The organism is Abyssibius alkaniclasticus (assembly GCF_020447305.1).
In the GTDB taxonomy this organism is placed as follows: Bacteria; Pseudomonadota; Alphaproteobacteria; order Rhodobacterales; family Rhodobacteraceae; genus Abyssibius; species Abyssibius alkaniclasticus.
This window is the reverse complement of the sequence record NZ_CP095732.1, coordinates 2,238,126-2,254,652: the sequence shown is the minus strand read 5'-3', so window position 1 is coordinate 2,254,652 and position 16,527 is coordinate 2,238,126. Positions and strand designations below refer to the sequence as shown.

The following is a 16,527-nucleotide window of genomic DNA, read 5'->3' as shown; positions in this document are numbered from 1 at the left end:
CCATGTGGTGGTGTTATGCGCGAAGTGGTGCCATTTGCAAAATCGTTAATTCAGATCGACCTATAAGCCTGGCTTATTCATCACTGCTGCCGCGGTTGCGCGCAGGCACGGCTTCGATCAACCGGCTGTCGTGCAACTGGCCTTCGCGGTGCAGAATCGAATAGGTGATCGAGGCGAAAAGCGAGTTGATCTCCTTGATGCCGCGCAGGGTTTCGAGGTGGATGTCGGAACTCTCAAAGCTCACCTCCTCGCCGCCGCGCAGGCGTTTCAGGTGCTGTTTGCGGCTTTTGCGCTCCATCATCGTCATCTCGCCCTTTTCCTCGAACAACACGCGGGCAAGGTCGGAATCGCTGGTCAGCAGCACGTTGTAGGAAAGCTGGATATTGGTCATCAGCCGTTCGTGCATCCGCTTCAGCTCGCCCCATCCGGCGGTGGAAAACTTCAGCCCCTTGCGGTTTTTCTCTTCGGCAAGGGTCAGCAGGCGCTTGGCCACGATATCGCCCGCCGTTTCGATGTTGATGGCATATTCCGACAGGTCGCGCAGGCGGCGCACATCGCCTTTGCAAAGCTCCTGCCGGCCCATCAGCGCGGTATAGCGGCGGATATCGGTGAAGGCCTTGTTCACCTGCCTGTCCATTGCGCGCACGGCGGCAATCTGCTCGGCATCGCCGCTTTGGTAAAGGTCCATGACCGGGCGGGTCATGACTTCTACCACCTGCCCCATGCGCAGCACCTCGCGCGACACGGCCCCAAGCGCAAGTTTGGGCGTGGTCAGCAGGCTACGGTCGAGCGCGGAAACCGGGCCAAGCGCGGGCGCCGGGGCGCGGGTGGAAAACAGGCCGGCGATAAGCGGTTCAACCAGCCCCAGAAGCGGCAGCCAGATCAGCAAAATCGCCGCATTGAAGCCCAGATGCACGAATACCAGCACTTGCCCGGCCCCGATGCGCCCGCTTTCAAGTGGCGGCACCAGCAGGTTCAGCACCAAAAGCGCCACAACCGCGCCCGTGCCGCGCAGCATGAGGTTGCCAAAGGGAATGCGCCGCGCCGCCGGGTCTTGCCCGCGGGTCAGCCAGATGGCGATCAGCGCGCCGCCCAGATTGGCGCCCAGCACCAGCGAAATGCCCGCCTGCAAGGGCAAAACGCCAAGGGTGACAAAGGTCACGCACAGCAAAATCGCCGCAACCGAGGAGTGCATGACAAAGGCCAGAGCCGCGCCAAGCAGAAAGGCGGAAATATAGTCACCCGCCAGAAACCCGGCCACAACGGGCAGGAAGGTGCTTTCGCGGATGGGTTCCGCCGCCTCGCCGATCAGCCGCAGCGAGAGCAGGATGAAGGCGATACCCAGCAAAATGCGCCCGGTTTGCTTGGGGCCGCGGGCCGAAAGCTTCAGGAACATCCAGCCCCCCACGGCCAGCAACAGCGGCACCAGCCAATCCAGCCGGAAGGACAGGATTTGCACCACCAGCGCCGAGCCCAGATCGGCCCCGAGCATAACCGCCAGCCCGTTGGCCAGCGAGATCACGCCGGAACTTGCCAGGCCAACAGTCAGCAGCGCAGCCGCCGTCGAGCTTTGCAAGATGACGGCCAGCACCATGCCTGCCCCGGCATTGGCAATGCGCGAGCCTTCGGCGCGGGTCAGAATGCGCTTGAAGGACGGGCCAAGCGCGCGCTCGATTCCGGTTTGCACCATCTTGACCGCGTAAAGCAGCAGCATGGTGGCCCCGGCAAGCTCCAGAATGAAGGTAAGCGTAGTCATTTGGCGTCTTTCAATTTCGGCGGGGCGATGTGCAGATCAACCCCCCAATGCAGCGCGGCTTTGGCAATGGGTTCAGGCGCTGGCTGGTCGGTGACGAGCAGCGCGAACTGGCCGGGCTCGCCCAGTGAAATGGGTGCATTGCGCTCAAACTTGGTGGCGTCGGCCACAGCAATGGCGGTGCGGGCCTGGGCAAGCATGACGCGGCCCAGATCGGCCTCGGCGGCATCGAACTGGCCAAAACCCTGCGCCGTTATGCCCGCCACGCTGACAATTGCAAAATCGGGGGTGAAGCGGCGCAGATAGTCCATCGCCTCGGCCCCGTAAGCGCCGCCATCAGAGGCGCGCAAGGCACCGCCCGCCAGCATGACCTGATGCGCCGCATCGCGCCCCAGCCGCCACGCCACTTCAAGCGAATTGGTGATGATTGTCAGGTTTTTGCGCGCCGCCAGCGCCTCGGCCACATAAATGCTTGTGGTGCCGGTATCCAGAAACAGGCTGGCGCCATTGGGAATGATCGCCGCCACCGCCTGCCCAATGCGCCGCTTGGCGCCCTTTTGGGCATTGAGCCGCGCGCGAAAGGCAGGCTCGCCGTTTTGCGCGGTGAGAAACACGCCACCATGCACGCGCACGGCCAGCCCCTGCCCTGCCAGCCGCTTGACATTGCGGCGCACGGTTTCTTCGGACACATTCAGCGCATTGGCCAATTCCGCCGTGCGCGACGAGCCGCCAAGCGCGCGCAGCATATCCAATGTTGCCCGTTCACGATGCGAGGAATGTTCACCCATATGCGCCACTGCTTTCGGGGCATTATTGCCCGTTTTTGTTGGTTTTGCAGACTATACCCACAATTACCAACAGAATAAAGCAAAGAAAACCCCCGCGCCGTGATGGGCGCAGGGGTTTGGGGCCTTGGCGGCTTCAAGCCTAAAAACAGGCTTTCAGCAGCTCGATCGTGTTGTCCAGCGTCATCTTGCGCGGATTGGCGCCGGCCGTCGGGTCTTCAATCGCCATTGCCGCCAGGTCTTCTATGCGGTCAGCGGGAATGCCAAGTGCGGTCAGGGTTGGTGGAATGCCAAGCTCGGCCCGCAGCGCCAGAACATAGTCATAAAACCCGTCAAACCCGCCGGAAATGCCCAGGTAAGCGGCGATGAGGTTCACCTTATCCTCGACCTCGGCGCGGTTGAATTGCAGCACCATCGGCATGACCACCGCATTCAGCGTGCCGTGATGGGCGTTGTAGACCGCGCCGAGCGGATGGCTCAGCGCATGAATGCCGCCAAGCCCTTTCTGAAAGGCCACGGCCCCCATTGCCGCCGCGCTCATCATATGGGCGCGGGCTTCGATATTGCTGCCATCGGCATAGGCTTTGGGCAGGTTTTCCTTCACCAGTCGCAGCCCTTCCAGCGCGATTCCGGCGCTCATCGGGTGGTAATAGGTGGTGCAATAGGCTTCCAGACAATGCGCGAACGCATCCATGCCGGTGCCAGCGGTAATCGCCTTGGGCATTCCCACGGTCAATTCCGGGTCGGCAATCACGACCGAGGGTAGCACTTTGGGGTGGAAGATGATCTTCTTCACATGGGTCTGCGAATTGGTGATGATCGAGGCGCGGCCCACTTCCGACCCAGTCCCCGCCGTGGTCGGCACGGCGACAATGGGCGCAATGGCATCGGCATTGGCGCGGGTATACCAGTCGCCGATATCCTCGAAATCCCAGATCGGGCGGGTTTGACCGGCCATGAAGGCCACCATCTTCGCCAGATCAAGCCCCGAACCACCGCCAAAGGCGATAACCCCGTCATGGCCGCCCGCCTTATAGGCGGCCACACCGGCTTCCATGTTCTTCTCGTTCGGGTTCGGGTCCACATCGGCAAATATCGCTCGGCCAAGGCCCGCCGCGTCCATGATATCCAGCGTTTTGGTGGTGACGGGCAGCGCGGCAAGGCCACGGTCGGTAACGAGCAGCGGCTTTTTCATGCCCGCCTGCGCGCAAGCCTCGGCCAGTTCGGCAATGCGGCCGGCGCCAAAACGCACGGCAGTCGGGTAAGACCAGTTGGCTTTCAGCTTCATTTTGTCACCTTCTTCAAATGGTAGGATTTGGGCCGCGTCAGGTTGTGATAGCCGATGACCGACAAACCGCCCCCGCGCCCGGTATTCTTGCAGCCCGTCCAGCACAAGGCCGGGTCAAGGTAGTCGGCGCGGTTCATGAACACGGTGCCGGTTTCGATTTGCGCACCAATTTCAGCAGCCCGCGCCGGGTCGGCTGTCCACAGGCTTGCTGTCAGGCCAAACTCGCTGTCATTCATCAGGGCAATGGCCTCGGCGTCGGAATGCACCTTCATAATGCCCACGACGGGGCCGAAGCTTTCATCGCGCATCACCCGCATGGAATGGTCAACATCGACCAGCACCTGCGGCATCAGGTAAGTGCCGCCATCGTCTTCGGGGAAATCGGCCGGGTCGATCAGCGCGCGCGCGCCAGCGGCAATCGCCTCGGCGGTTTGGGCGCGCACCTCGTTGGCAAAACGGATATTCGCCATCGGGCCAAGGGTGGTGGCCGCATCAAACGGGTTGCCCAGCTTGTATTTGCGCACTTCGGCGGCAAAGGCTTGAACAAAGGCATCGTAATGCCTGGCGGTGACATAAATCCGCTCGATGCCGCAGCAGCACTGGCCGGCATTGAACATCGCGCCATCAACCAACGTGGCGACGGCGGCGTCAAGATCGGCATCTTCCATCACATAGGCGGGGTCTTTGCCGCCCAGTTCCAGCCCGAAGCTGGTGAAGGTGCCAGCGCCTGCCCGCTCCATCGCGCGGCCCCCGCCCACCGAGCCTGTGAAATTCACAAAGCGGAAATGGCCCGCGCCGATCAGCGCCGATGTCGTGTCATGGTCCAGAAACACATTCTGGAACACCCCCGCCGGCAGGCCCGCTTTTGCGAAAGCCTCGGCAATGCGTTCGCCCACCAGAAGCGTTTGGCTGGCATGTTTCAGCACCACGGTATTGCCGGCAATCAGCGCGGGGGCAATGGTGTTCATCGCGGTCATATAGGGGTAGTTCCAGGGCGCAACCACCAGCACCGCGCCATGCGGCTCGCGCAGGATCCGGCGTTCGAACTGGTCGCTCTCCTCCACCACGATCGGGGCGAGGGTTTCGGCGGCAATCGCGGCCATATGCTTGGTGCGCTCGTTCAGCCCGCCATATTCGCCGCCATAGCGGGTGGGGCGGCCCATCATATGCGCAAGCTCCGGCACGATGCGCTCTTTATCATCGTTCAGCGCCTGCAACGCGGCCAGCACATAGTCGATGCGCGCCTGCAAGGGCAGCGCGGCCCAGGGCTTTTGCGCGGTCTTTGCGGCCTCGGCCGCTTTGGTCGCTTCGGCCAGTGGCAGGGCGGGCCGTTCGGCATAGATCGAGCCATCAACAGGCGAGATACATTGGATCATCTTGGTCATTTTCAGCCCCTTATGCGCGTTCAAACCCGCGCGAAACTTCGTAATCGGTGACGCGGCGGTCAAAGTCTTCCTGCTCCCACATCGCGGCATGGTGGTAGTGGTCGATCACATCATCGCCAAAGGCCGCGCGCAGCATTTCGGATTTGTGCATCGCGGCTGCGGCCATGCGCAGCGTTTTGGGCACCTCGCGGATTTTTTCGGCCCCGTAAGCATCGCCCTTGAACGGCGCTTCAAGCACGAGCTTGCGCTCGATCCCATCCAGGCCCGCCGCGATTTGCGCCGCCATTGCCAGATAGGGGTTCAGGTCGGACCCGCCCACACGGCATTCAATGCGAATGGCTTTCGTGCCTTCACCGCACATCCGATAGCCCGCCGTGCGGTTGTCGCGTGACCAAACCGCCTTGGTGGGTGCGAAGGTGCCGGCCGCAAACCGCTTGTAGGAATTGATATAGGGCGCAAGGAAATAGGTGGTTGCATCGGCATGTTCGAGCAGGCCCGCCACGTAATGCTCCATGAGTTTCGACATGCCGCCCTTGACAGAGGCATCATAAAACAGCGGCTCGCCGTCTTTGGACCACAGCGACTGATGCACATGGCTCGACGAGCCTGCCGCATCGGTTTTCCACTTGGCCAGAAAGGTCAGCGCGCGGCCCTTTTGCCAGGCGATTTCCTTGCAGCCATTCTTGGTCAGCGCATGGTTGTCGGCGGTCTCCAACGCCTCGGCATATTTGACGTTGATCTCCTCCTGCCCTGCATCGGCCTCGCCCTTGGAGCCTTCAACCGGAATGCCCGCGCCATTCAGCCCGTTGCGGATGGCGCGCATCACATCCTCTTCCTTGGTGGTCTGGAAAATGTGGTAATCCTCGTTGTATTTGCCCAGTGTTTTCAGCCCGGCATAATCGCGCGCGTGCAGGGTTTCATAGCTGTCATCGAACAGAAAAAACTCCAGCTCGGTCGCCATCATCGCGCGCATTCCCAGCGCGTCGAGCCGGGCGATCTGGCGTTTGAGAATGGCGCGGGGCGAATGCGCGATATCGCCGTGGCCGTGATGGTCCATGATATCGGCCAGCACCAGGGCGGTTTTTTCAAGCCAGGGAATGCGGCGCATTGTGGCCATATCGGGGCGCAGCGCATAATCGCCATAGCCCGCCGCCCAACTGGTTGATGCATAGCCCGATACGGTGTGCATCTCCATATCGGTGGCCAGCAGGTAGTTGCAGCAATGGGTTTCGGCATGGCCGCTTCTTACGAAAAAATCAGCCGTGAGGCGCTTGCCCATCAGCCGGCCCTGCATGTCGATTCCCGCGACGATGACCGTGTCAATCTCACCCGCCGCGACCGCAGCCTTCAGCTCGTCAAAACTCAAATTACCTGGCATGATTCCCCCTGATGCGCGCATTCGCCTGTATTCTGTGCCATATCGCACAGAATGTTCAACTCTGAAAATTATTCTACATTCCTGCCCGAAGCGGAGCAGGATGGCGGCGTGCCTACTGGGCCTTGGCCAATTCCTCGGCAAAATGGCACGAGGCGAAATGCTCATCGCCCATTTTGCGCAGTTGCGGCTCTTCCTTGCGGCAACGCTCCTGGGCAAAGCGGCAGCGTGTATGGAACTTGCAGCCCGGCGGCGGCGCAATCGGGCTGGGAATTTCACCTTCCAGCTTTTCACCCTTGCCCCGGTCATCGGGGTCGAGCGATGGCACGGCGGAAAGCAGCGCGCGCGTATAGGGGTGGTGCGGGTTGTTGAACAGCGTGCGGGTTGGCGCGGTTTCCACCAGCCGGCCCAGATACATGACGGCGACATGGTCACACGAATGCGCAACAACCGAAAGGTCATGGCTGATGAACAGAAAGGTCAGCCCAAGGTCTTTTTGCAGCGATTTGAGCAGGTTCAGAATATCGGCCTGAATCGAGACATCGAGGGCCGCCACGCTTTCATCGGCCACCAGAAAGCTCGGATTGGCGACAAGCGCGCGGGCGATGGAAATGCGCTGGCGCTGACCACCGGAAAACGCGTGCGGAAAGCGTCGCAAATGTTCGACATTCAGGCGGCACATGGCGGCTATTTCGCGCACGCGCGCATCGGTTTCGGCGCGGGTTTTTGTGATTTTCATCACTTCCAGCGGCTCGGCGATAATGTCGCGCACGGTCATGCGCGGGCTTAGCGCGGCGTATGGGTCTTGGAAAATCAGCTGTGCCTTCTTGCGGTAATTCTTCAACGCCTGTTTGCGCAAGCCGGCCACGTCGATCGCGCCATCGCCATCATCAAAAGTGACCGTGCCTTCGGAAATGGGCGCGGCTTTGAGCATGGCACGGCCCAACGTGGTTTTGCCGGAACCGGATTCCCCCACCAGCCCGAAGAACGAGCCTTTGGGAATGTCGAGATTGATGTCGTTCACGGCTTTCAGCAGGGTTTTGCGCGACAGCACGCCGCCACCCACCTCGAAATGCACCGACAGGCCCTTGGCGGAAATCAGCGGGGTGTTCTGGCTCATGCGGGCTCTACCTCGGTTGCGAAACACGCAACCGCGTGATGGTCATTTACATTGTGGAGACTGGGGACCGCGCCTTCGCAGCGCCCGGCAATGACCTGCGGGCAACGGGTGTGGAACACGCAGCCCGATGGCCGGTCAAGCGGGCTGGGAATGTCGCCCGGCACGGGGGTCAGCGGCGCATCAAGATCATCGAGCTTGGGCAGCGCGTTGAGCAGGCCAATGGTATAGGGGTGCTGCGGGCGGCGGATGACATCGCGCACCGGCCCGGTTTCAACGATGCGGCCCAGATACATGACCGCCACCCGGTCGGCGGTTTGCGCGATGACCCCAAGGTCATGGGTGATGAAAATGATTGCCATGCCAAAGTCGCGCACAAGGTCTTTCATCAGGTCGATGACCTGCGCCTGAATGGTGACATCCAGCGCGGTGGTCGGCTCATCGGCAATCAGCAATGCGGGCTTGGTCGACAGGGCCATCGCGATCATTGCGCGCTGGCGCATTCCGCCGGAAAGTTCGAACGCGTATTGCTCAAACCGTTTGGAGGCTTCGGAAATGCCCACGCGGTTCAGCATGTCGATGGAAATGTCGCGCGCCTCGGCCTTGGTCATTTTCGCATGGATGCGCAACTGCTCGACCATCTGCTCGCCAATGGTGATGGCGGGGGCAAAGCTGGCCATCGGCTCCTGAAAGATCATCGAAATGGCACCGCCGCGGGCAATAAGCAGCTCTTTGGGTTTTTTCAGCTTGGTAATGTCAACCTGCGCGCCCTTGTGGTTCAGCAGCAGTTTTGTGTGTTCGCCGATCACGGCATTGGCGGCGTTCAACTGCATCAATGCCTTGGCCGTAACCGATTTGCCAGAGCCGGATTCACCCACCAGCCCCAGAATTTCGCCGGGGTTGAGATGGAATGAGACATCATCAACCGCCGTGATCAGCCCCTCGCCGGTATGAAAACGGATGTTGAGGTTCTGAACGTCAATCAGCGGGGCGCTCATTTATTCACCTCCGAATAGGGGTCGGCGGCATCGCGCAGCCCGTCGCCCACCAGCACGAAGGCCAGAACGATGGCCACGAATATCGGCACGGGAATGAAATACCATTGATAGTTGAGCAGCACATCGACCTTGGTGACGTTTTGCAGCATGACCCCAAGCGAGTTGACCGGGTCTTTCAAGCCAAGCCCGATAAAGCTGAGCGCGGTTTCCGACAGCACCATATAGGGGAAGGAAATGACCAGATCGACGATGATGTAACTGGTAAAGCTCGGCAGCAAATGCCGGCGGATCACATGGCCCGAACTGGCCCCGCAAAGCTGGGCGGCAAGCACATAATCGGCGTTGCGTTCCGATAATATATGCGTGCGTATTCGTCGTGCCAGCGTGGTCCAGCCAAGCAGGCCAAGTATGAGTGATATGAAGAAGAACCTCGTTTCCGCCGACCACCCGTCGGGCAGGAAGGCGGCAACCGCCATGAAAAGCGGAATGGTTGGCACAACCTTTATGGAGTCGGTGAAAGCCTGCAAGCCGCTATCAATCCAGCCGCCGAAATAGCCGGATATGCCGCCGATGACCAAGGCCAGCACAAAGCTGATCAGCACACCCAGCGTGCCCACGGCAAGTGAGACGCGGATCGCATGGAAGGTGCGGCTCAAAATATCCTTGCCGGCGGCATCGGTGCCAAAAAAGTGGATATAGCCCCCGCCCTGCACGCCGAACAGATGCGTGGTAAACTCGATTCCCGGCGAGTTGATGTCAAAGCTCTCGCCCGGCAGATTGATCGAAAACTTGCCCACATACCACGACCAGCCATCGCTTGGCAGAAAGGTCAGATAGTTGCGTTCTTCGGTGGGGCGCGTCACCCAGCGAAAATTGGTATCGGCCCCGCGATAGCGTTCGACCCCCTGAATGAACGGCCGCCACGAACAGCCATTATCATCGCAAAACTGCGGGATTTGTGGCGCGCCGTTGGTGTAATTTTCATCGCGCCCGGCCGCTGTCGGGTCATAGGGCGACAGGAAGGGCGCAAACAGCCCCATCAGGATGAAGGCCAGCAGAAACCAGCCCGCGATCAGCGCGCCGCGCTTGGTTTTGAACCGCTGCCAGATCAGCTGGCGCTGGCTGGCGGTGAAATAATCCTCTTTTGAGGCGGTTTTCTTTTTGCGGAAAAACATGAGGCGCCCCTAGAACATAGACCGGCGGACGCGCGGATCTATCAGCGCCAGCAGAATATCGGTGATGAAGTTGAGAAACACGATCGAGCCGGTGATCATGAAGATGATCGCCCCTGCAAGCTGCTGGTCGTTCGATGAGGCCAGAGCTTCGAGCAGCAGCGCGCCGGCATCCGTCAGCACCAGAACCGTGGCCACGATCGGAAGATCGTTGAAAATGCGGTTGAGGTCATAGCCGATCGAGTTGATGACCGGCCCCAGCGCGTGTTTTGCCGGATAGCGCAGCAAAAGCCGTGTGCCAGACACGCCGCGCGCCCGCGCCGCCGTTACATAAAGCTTGTCCTTTTCATCCGACATCAGTGCGCGCACGGTTTGCAGCGCAATGGCGGTGGCCGCCCAGGCCAGAATGCCGATGGGCAGCCAGATATGTTTGAGCAGGTCGCCCACCCGCGCCCAGGACCAGGGCGCATCTTTATATTCGGCGCTGAACAGCCCCGTCAGCGTTTCACCAAAATAGACGGTCATGAACAGCATGACCATCAGCGCCAGCAGGAAGTTTGGCAGCGCAAGCCCAAGATAGGACACAATGCGCAAAACGCCATCGGTCATGCCGCCGCGCAGATTGGCGCTGGCAATGCCGATGGGTATGGCGATGAGGTAGGTGATAACGAGCGCCGACATTGCAATGGTCAGCGACAGCAGGAATTTCTCGCCCACAAGCTGGCTGACGGGCACACGCCACAGGCAGCTATCGCCAAAATCGCCCCGAATGAACACACCGCCAACCCAGTTCACCCAGCGGATGACATAGGGCTTGTCCAGCCCCATGCGCACGATTTCCGCGTCGATATCGGCCTGGGTGACAATGTTCCCTTGGGTGTTTTTATAGGCGATATAGCGTTCCGCGCAATTGCCGGGCACAAGCTCCATCAACGAGAACACGATGAAGGACACCACTGTCAGCGTGAACAGCGCAAGGGCTGCTCGGACCGCGACGAAACGTAGGAATAAGGGCATGGATGCGTTGCTTTCAAAACGGGCGCGCCCCCCGCAAGGGACGCGCCTTTTCTTTCAGTCCCGGCGGCCTATTCCGTAAGCGACCACTGGGTCGGACGGTAGGGCAGATGCCAGTAATACTCATACGACCAGGTATTGGGCGCACGGAAGTTCTGCAGGTTGTTGGAGTGGTAAACCGGCCCCGGCGCCTGCACGAGCGAGATGAGCGGCTGCGCATCCAGCATCATCTGCACCAGCGCGGTGCCCATCGTGTTATAGGCATCCGATCCGGGTGCCTGTGCCTGCCATTCCAGAACGGCGGCTGCCATTTCCTTGGTCCATTCCGGCGGCTCGATGCCTTGCGCGCCACCTGTCTGGTTCCACTGGTCATACAACATGCCGGTGCGCACATCGAAATAGCCGCCAAACGGCACCGTAAAGACCTGCGGATCGGAGCCAACCGAGGCAAGCGGGCGGCCAAAGCGCCAGGTGACAACGTCAAGCTCGTTGGCCGATTGCGCGGCACGATACTCGTCGGATGTCACCTCTTTCACCGTGGCGTTTACGCCAATATCGCGCCAGTTTTGCGCAACAAGCTCAACTTCCGTTGCCGAAATACCCTGGGTAGAGAACTGGATGTTGAAAATCAGCTCGCCACCGCCGGGCAGATCGCGCCAGCCATCGCCATTGGCATCGACAACACCAAGCGCATCCAGCCCGGCAGCCGCGGCGGCGGGGTCATAGGCAATATTGGTATTGCGCTGCTCTTCGGTCACAAAATCAGGTGCCGGGTCGATCCCGATTGCGGGAATGGCGGCACCGAGGTCGAAGAAGGCAACCGAGTTGATCTCGTCACGGTTGATCGCAAGCGACATGGCCTGACGGAATTCGACATTGTTGAACAGCTCGAACTTCACCGGATCATTGGGGGTGAGGTTGAAGCCGATGACCGGCAGCGAAATCTGCGGGCGCAGATCGATCGTGTAATTGCCCGCTTCCTGACCGTCGAGCAGGGTTGGCGCATCGGGCAGGTTCACGTTCTGGGTTTTATAGTCGATCTCGCCATTGAGCATTTTGAGAATGCGCACTTCGTTGTCGCGCACATAAAGCTCGTTCATGCCGTTGATATAGGGAAGCTGGTTGCCCGCCGTATCGACCATGAAGAAATAGGGGTTGGGCACATAGTAGCGATGCTCGGTATCGTCTTCGACGGTGATAAAGCTTTCAAGCGTCGGCACAACCGCGGCCGGAAGGCTTGGCACGCGGGCGGCATCGCGCAGAATGGGCGAGGGCACGTCTTTCCAGTCCGAAGCGCCGTAATAGTAGTTGATCGCCTCATACCCGTCGGCAAACCCCAGGGCCTGCGCATTCGCATTGCCATCGGGGTTGATGTCGGGGTGGAACTGGCCAAGGAAATGCACCGGCTGGAAGGGCTGGGTATAGTCTGCCGCCATACCGGCAAGAAAGCCGGGCTTTGGCGCTGCCATCGTGAAGCGCACGGTCAGATCGTCAAGCGCCTCGACAACCATCGGCTCGCCACCGGCCAGCCACAAATCGCGCGGGCTTTCGATGATATTCGGGTCCATCACCAGGTTGTTATACCAGAACACCACGTCGGCTGCGGTAAACGGCGCCCCGTCCGACCATTTATGGCCAGCGCGCAAGGTAAAGGTCAGCTGGGTGAAATCGTCGTTCCACTCGTAACCCTTGGCAACCATCGGCACCAGGGTCGTCAGATCATCGGCAAAGCGGATGAGGTTGACATGGCGCACCGACATGAAGTCGGACGTGCCGGATTCCGTGGCGTTGGACATACCGTCCAGCACGCCGCCATAAGATCCGATCATCTCATAGGGGGCAACAACCAGCGGCTCGGCGGGCAAACGCTCGGTCAGGGGGGGCAATTCGCCATTGCCATAGATGCGCGCGTTGAATTCCGCAATATCGGGGTTTTCCTGAAAGGTCAGCGTGCAGTTGGCATTGGCCTGAAATTCGGCCAGATCGAACTGCTGGGGGTAGGCACCGGGTGCCACACCCATCGCGTCGGCCACGGTGACTTCCGGACAACCGGCGGCATAGGCCCCGGTGCCGGTCATCAGAACCGCGGCAGTTGCAAGAAGATATCGTTTCATAGCTCTCTCCAATTGGGTGACGAGGGGCGCCAGACTGGCGCCGCGCCGGCATTCACATAGATGTGGGATGCGACGTCTGTGTGACATCGCTAAACTTACTCACACCCCGCAAATTACCGCGGAGTGCCGGATATCGAGATTCGTGTGACGGGCGCCACGCCGAGAATTGGGCGCTAGTGGTCATCAATGAACCCTCCTGAGGTTGGCATACCTTTATCGGCGGCCATCTACCGGGTCTGCCCCGGTGTGCTATGTTGCACCTGCACAGGCTAGTGCGTAAATGGATTGCGCAAAAGGTCCATTAATAAAAAAAACGACAGGCCAATGCTTTTGGCTGTTTTTTGTGCGCAGACTGCTGCATCACTAGGCAAAACGCACATATCAACGGGTATGGACAATGGCAAAAACCACGCAGGGGGCATTGCTAAGCACGATCCTGGTGGATCGCGGCACCGATATTCCGATTCCCGTGCAGATCGCCACGGAAATTCGCGAGATGATTCTCAGCCGCGTTCTGGCTGCCGGACAGCGCCTGCCTTCGAGCCGGGCGCTGGCGCATGATATGGGCGTTGCGCGCTCATCGGTTGTGCAGGCAATGGAAACGCTGGTGTTTGAAGGTTTCGTGACATCGCGCACCGGCGATGGCAGTTATGTGTCATCCGACATCAAACTGCTGCAAGACCGCGGCCCGCAGCGGCGCAAGCCCGAGGCCGGCAAGGGCCAAAACACGCCCCTGCCCCGGCTTTCGGCCCGCGGGCGCGATATCATGGCGCTGGCCTACGAGATGCGGCCAAATCTTGTGCGCGCCTTCACCACCGCCGTGCCCGCGCTCGATGCGTTTCCCACGCGGCTATGGTCGCGGCTTACATCGCGGTTTTTGCGCAACTCCGATACGGCGCATATGGTTTATGGCCCCGCCGAAGGCCATGCGCCGCTGCGCGCCGCCATTGCCCAGCATTTGCGGCTTGGGCGCGGGCTGAATGCCGATCCAGGCCGCATTTTCATTGTGAACGGCGCGCAAATGGCCGTGCAGCTCTGCGCAATGGTGCTGGCCGATCCCGGCGATATGGCTGTGTTTGAAGACCCCGGCGGCATTGGCCCGCGCAATGCGCTTAAAAGCCAGGGGCTTTGCACCATTCCCGTGCCGATTGATGCCGAGGGGCTGGATGTGGCCCGCGCGCGCGCAGCGGCCCCCGATGCACGGCTGGTGCTTGTCACCCCCAGCCACCAGCACCCGACCAGCGTGATCATGTCGTTGCGGCGGCGGTTGGAGCTTTTGGCCTATGCCAAGGCGGCGGGCGCCTGGATTCTGGAGGATGATTACGATGGCGAGCTGCGCTATTCCGGCGTGCTGCAACCCAGCCTTGCCAGCATCGATGCCGATGGTTCGGTCATCTATATCGGCTCTTTCGCCAAAACCCTGTTCCCCAGCCTGCGGCTTGGCTTTGTCGTGGTGCCCGATGCGCTGGTCGATGTGTTTCGGCTGACCATGTCGGCCTGCATTCAGGGCCTGCCCGTGCTGCCACAGGCGGTTGTGGCGGCGTTTATTTCCGAAGGGCATTATGCCGCCCATATCCGCAATATGCGCCAGCTTTATGCGCATCGGGCCGCGCTTTTGCTTGACCACGGCGCAAGGCAACTGGCCGGCAAGATCGACCTGCGCCCGGTGACAACCGGCTTTCACACCGTCGGGCGGCTCGACAGTTTGCTCGACCCGAATGCACTGGAGCGGCGTCTGGCCGAACGGCAGGTCAGGCTTGTATCGGTCAACCGCTACCGCGCGATGCCCGCCAGTGACAACCGGATGATTTTGGGGTTTAGCTGTTGCAACGAAACCATGATCGCCAATGGAATGCAAAGCATCGCCAGCACGATAGAGGCGATGGAAGCCGAACGGAAAGGACGCAGCCACCGTGCCTGAACCCCAGAAGAACGTGCTTTTCATTGTGTTCGACCAATTGCGCGCCGATTGCATTTTCGGCGCTCTGGCCAATGCGGTGCCGCTGCCGAACCTGCGCGCGCTGGCACAGGACTCGGCGGTATTTTCCAACCATTTCAGCGTGGTCAACCCCTGCGGGCCGGCCCGTGCCAGCCTGCTGACGGGGCAATATGCCTTCAACCACCGCTCGGTGCGCAACGGCACGCCTTTGGCGGCTTGGCATCCGACCCTGCCGCGCGAACTTCGCAAGCTGGGGATAGAGCCGCGGCTCTATGGCTATACCGATACCAGCCACGACCCCGAAACAATGCACCTGAATGACCCCGACCTGAAAACCTACGAAGGGCTGATGCCCGGCTTTCGCGAAATGGTCGAAATGCGGCTGGAGCAAAGCTATGAATGGAAGGCCGATCTGAAGGCCAAGGGCTACGCTCTGCCCCAGGGCTTTGCGCCGTTCTTTCAGGGCGTGCCGGACGCGGGCGGCAAGATCGAGGTCAACAGCCCCGCCTTTTATGCCGCCGAAGACAGCGACACCGCCTTCCTGACCAATGCGCTGCTCAAATCGCTGGCCGTGCGCGAGGATGAAAGCTGGTTTGCCCATGCAACCTTCATCCGCCCGCACCCGCCGCTTTGCGCGCCCGCGCCCTATAACACGCTCTGCGCCCCAGCCGATATGCCGCCGCCAAACCGTGCGGCAAAGCGCCAGCTTGAAGCAGCGGCGCACCCCTATCTTGAGGCGACGGTCGGTGCATCGCATCTGAACAACGTCATCTTCGGGCTGGGCGGCCGCATTTCGGTGGATAGCGCGGAAGATGCCCGGGCGCTGCGCGCCATCTATATGGGGCTGGCGGCCGAGGTTGACCATCATTTCGGGCGGATCATGAGCTATTTGCGTGACTCTGGCCAGCTCGACAATACCTTGCTGGTGGTTACGGCCGATCATGGTGAAATGCTGGGCGACCATTACCTTTGGGGCAAACAAACGCTGTTCGAGCCCGCTTTTCATGTGCCGCTGTTCATCCGCGACCCCGACCGGCCTGCCAGTTTTGGCCGCAAGCTCGCCGCGTTTACCGAGGCGGTTGACATTACCCCGACCATTCTAAGCTGGCTTGGCGCCACCCCGCCCGCCGCCATGAACGGGCGCAGCCTGCTTGGGCATCTGGGCGATGTCCCGCCCGAAGACTGGCGCGACCATGTCTTTTACGAGCTTGATTTCGGTGAGCCTGGTGAACCGACCATCGCGCAAGCGGCGCTTGGCCTGCCTTTGGCCGAATGCAACCTTGCCGTGATCCGCGAGCGCCGCTTCAAGTATGTGCATTTCAACGCGGGCCTGCCGCCCTTGCTGTATGATTTGCAGGCCGATCCGGAGGAATTGCACAACCTTGCCCCCGACCCGGCTTTCGCACCCGAGCTGCTGCGCCTGGCGCGCAAAATGCTCGACCACCGGATGCGCCATGCCTATGCCAGCCATTCGGGGCGCAAGATAACCGGCAAAGGCGTGGTCGGACCAGGCTAGGCATGGTGCAATTTTCGGTTTGACCATTTGGTCAAAATCCTGTTTTCATAGGGAAACGATCAAGAAGTGAG

The 16,527-nt window shown here is 60.5% G+C and carries 12 protein-coding genes; 2 read left to right on the top strand and 10 right to left on the bottom strand.

What is annotated here, in order from left to right; all coding sequences use genetic code 11:
* Positions 1–73: 73 nt before the first annotated feature.
* From LGT41_RS11250 to LGT41_RS11205, 10 genes are all read right to left on the bottom strand, one after another.
* Positions 74–1,756: a Na/Pi cotransporter family protein gene (locus LGT41_RS11250; protein WP_274126980.1), complete on the bottom strand. Its 1,683-nt coding sequence runs from the start codon at positions 1,754–1,756 to the stop codon at positions 74–76.
* Positions 1,753–2,541: a DeoR/GlpR family DNA-binding transcription regulator gene (locus LGT41_RS11245; RefSeq protein WP_274126979.1), complete on the bottom strand. Its 789-nt coding sequence runs from the start codon at positions 2,539–2,541 to the stop codon at positions 1,753–1,755. The genes LGT41_RS11250 and LGT41_RS11245 overlap by 4 nt, the downstream gene beginning before the upstream one ends.
* 139 nt (positions 2,542–2,680) lie before the next feature.
* The gene (locus tag LGT41_RS11240; RefSeq protein ID WP_274126978.1) at positions 2,681–3,826 is read right to left on the bottom strand and encodes an iron-containing alcohol dehydrogenase; all 1,146 of its coding nucleotides are present in this window, start codon (positions 3,824–3,826) and stop codon (positions 2,681–2,683) included.
* A complete protein-coding gene (locus LGT41_RS11235; protein ID WP_274126977.1) occupies positions 3,823–5,211 on the bottom strand; it encodes an aldehyde dehydrogenase family protein in 1,389 nt (462 codons plus the stop codon). Before LGT41_RS11235 ends, LGT41_RS11240 begins: the two co-directional genes overlap by 4 nt.
* A 10-nt stretch (positions 5,212–5,221) precedes the next feature.
* A complete protein-coding gene (locus LGT41_RS11230) occupies positions 5,222–6,589 on the bottom strand; it encodes a glutamine synthetase family protein (RefSeq protein WP_274126976.1) in 1,368 nt (455 codons plus the stop codon).
* A gap of 112 nt (positions 6,590–6,701) precedes the next feature.
* Positions 6,702–7,706 carry an ABC transporter ATP-binding protein gene (locus LGT41_RS11225; RefSeq protein WP_274126975.1) on the bottom strand — a complete coding sequence of 335 codons (1,005 nt, stop codon included), beginning with the start codon at positions 7,704–7,706 and terminating at the stop codon, positions 6,702–6,704.
* Positions 7,703–8,701 (bottom strand): ABC transporter ATP-binding protein, encoded by a 999-nt coding sequence (locus LGT41_RS11220; RefSeq protein ID WP_274126974.1) that lies wholly within the window; start codon positions 8,699–8,701, stop codon positions 7,703–7,705. Before LGT41_RS11220 ends, LGT41_RS11225 begins: the two co-directional genes overlap by 4 nt.
* Complete coding sequence (locus LGT41_RS11215; RefSeq protein WP_274126973.1) at positions 8,698–9,876, bottom strand: ABC transporter permease; 1,179 nt, start codon at positions 9,874–9,876, stop codon at positions 8,698–8,700. The genes LGT41_RS11220 and LGT41_RS11215 overlap by 4 nt, the downstream gene beginning before the upstream one ends.
* Positions 9,877–9,885: 9 nt before the next feature.
* A complete protein-coding gene (locus LGT41_RS11210) occupies positions 9,886–10,890 on the bottom strand; it encodes an ABC transporter permease (protein ID WP_274126972.1) in 1,005 nt (334 codons plus the stop codon).
* 68 nt (positions 10,891–10,958) lie between these two features.
* On the bottom strand, positions 10,959–13,001 hold the full coding sequence (locus tag LGT41_RS11205; protein WP_274126971.1) for an ABC transporter substrate-binding protein: 2,043 nt from the start codon (positions 12,999–13,001) through the stop codon (positions 10,959–10,961).
* Between the two features lie 397 nt (positions 13,002–13,398).
* Here LGT41_RS11205 and pdxR point away from each other — a divergent pair, with 397 nt between their 5' ends.
* On the top strand, positions 13,399–14,922 hold the full coding sequence (pdxR, locus tag LGT41_RS11200) for a MocR-like pyridoxine biosynthesis transcription factor PdxR (protein WP_274126970.1): 1,524 nt from the start codon (positions 13,399–13,401) through the stop codon (positions 14,920–14,922).
* Positions 14,915–16,456, top strand: a complete 1,542-nt coding sequence (locus LGT41_RS11195; RefSeq protein WP_274126969.1) for an alkaline phosphatase family protein — start codon at positions 14,915–14,917, stop codon at positions 16,454–16,456. Before pdxR ends, LGT41_RS11195 begins: the two co-directional genes overlap by 8 nt.
* The last annotated feature ends 71 nt before the right edge of the window (positions 16,457–16,527 follow it).

Bases quoted from the DNA above. Each gene is read 5' to 3' on its own strand.
- LGT41_RS11230 (WP_274126976.1), bottom strand. From the start codon at position 6,589: ATGCCAGGTAATTTGAGTTTTGACGAGCTGAAGGCTGCGGTCGCGGCG.
- LGT41_RS11220 (WP_274126974.1), bottom strand. From the start codon at position 8,701: ATGAGCGCCCCGCTGATTGACGTTCAGAACCTCAACATCCGTTTTCAT.
- LGT41_RS11245 (WP_274126979.1), bottom strand. From the start codon at position 2,541: ATGGGTGAACATTCCTCGCATCGTGAACGGGCAACATTGGATATGCTG.
- LGT41_RS11240 (WP_274126978.1), bottom strand. From the start codon at position 3,826: ATGAAGCTGAAAGCCAACTGGTCTTACCCGACTGCCGTGCGTTTTGGC.
- LGT41_RS11210 (WP_274126972.1), bottom strand. From the start codon at position 10,890: ATGCCCTTATTCCTACGTTTCGTCGCGGTCCGAGCAGCCCTTGCGCTG.
- LGT41_RS11205 (WP_274126971.1), bottom strand. From the start codon at position 13,001: ATGAAACGATATCTTCTTGCAACTGCCGCGGTTCTGATGACCGGCACC.
- LGT41_RS11215 (WP_274126973.1), bottom strand. From the start codon at position 9,876: ATGTTTTTCCGCAAAAAGAAAACCGCCTCAAAAGAGGATTATTTCACC.
- LGT41_RS11225 (WP_274126975.1), bottom strand. From the start codon at position 7,706: ATGAGCCAGAACACCCCGCTGATTTCCGCCAAGGGCCTGTCGGTGCAT.
- LGT41_RS11235 (WP_274126977.1), bottom strand. From the start codon at position 5,211: ATGACCAAGATGATCCAATGTATCTCGCCTGTTGATGGCTCGATCTAT.
- pdxR (WP_274126970.1), top strand. From the start codon at position 13,399: ATGGCAAAAACCACGCAGGGGGCATTGCTAAGCACGATCCTGGTGGAT.
- LGT41_RS11250 (WP_274126980.1), bottom strand. From the start codon at position 1,756: ATGACTACGCTTACCTTCATTCTGGAGCTTGCCGGGGCCACCATGCTG.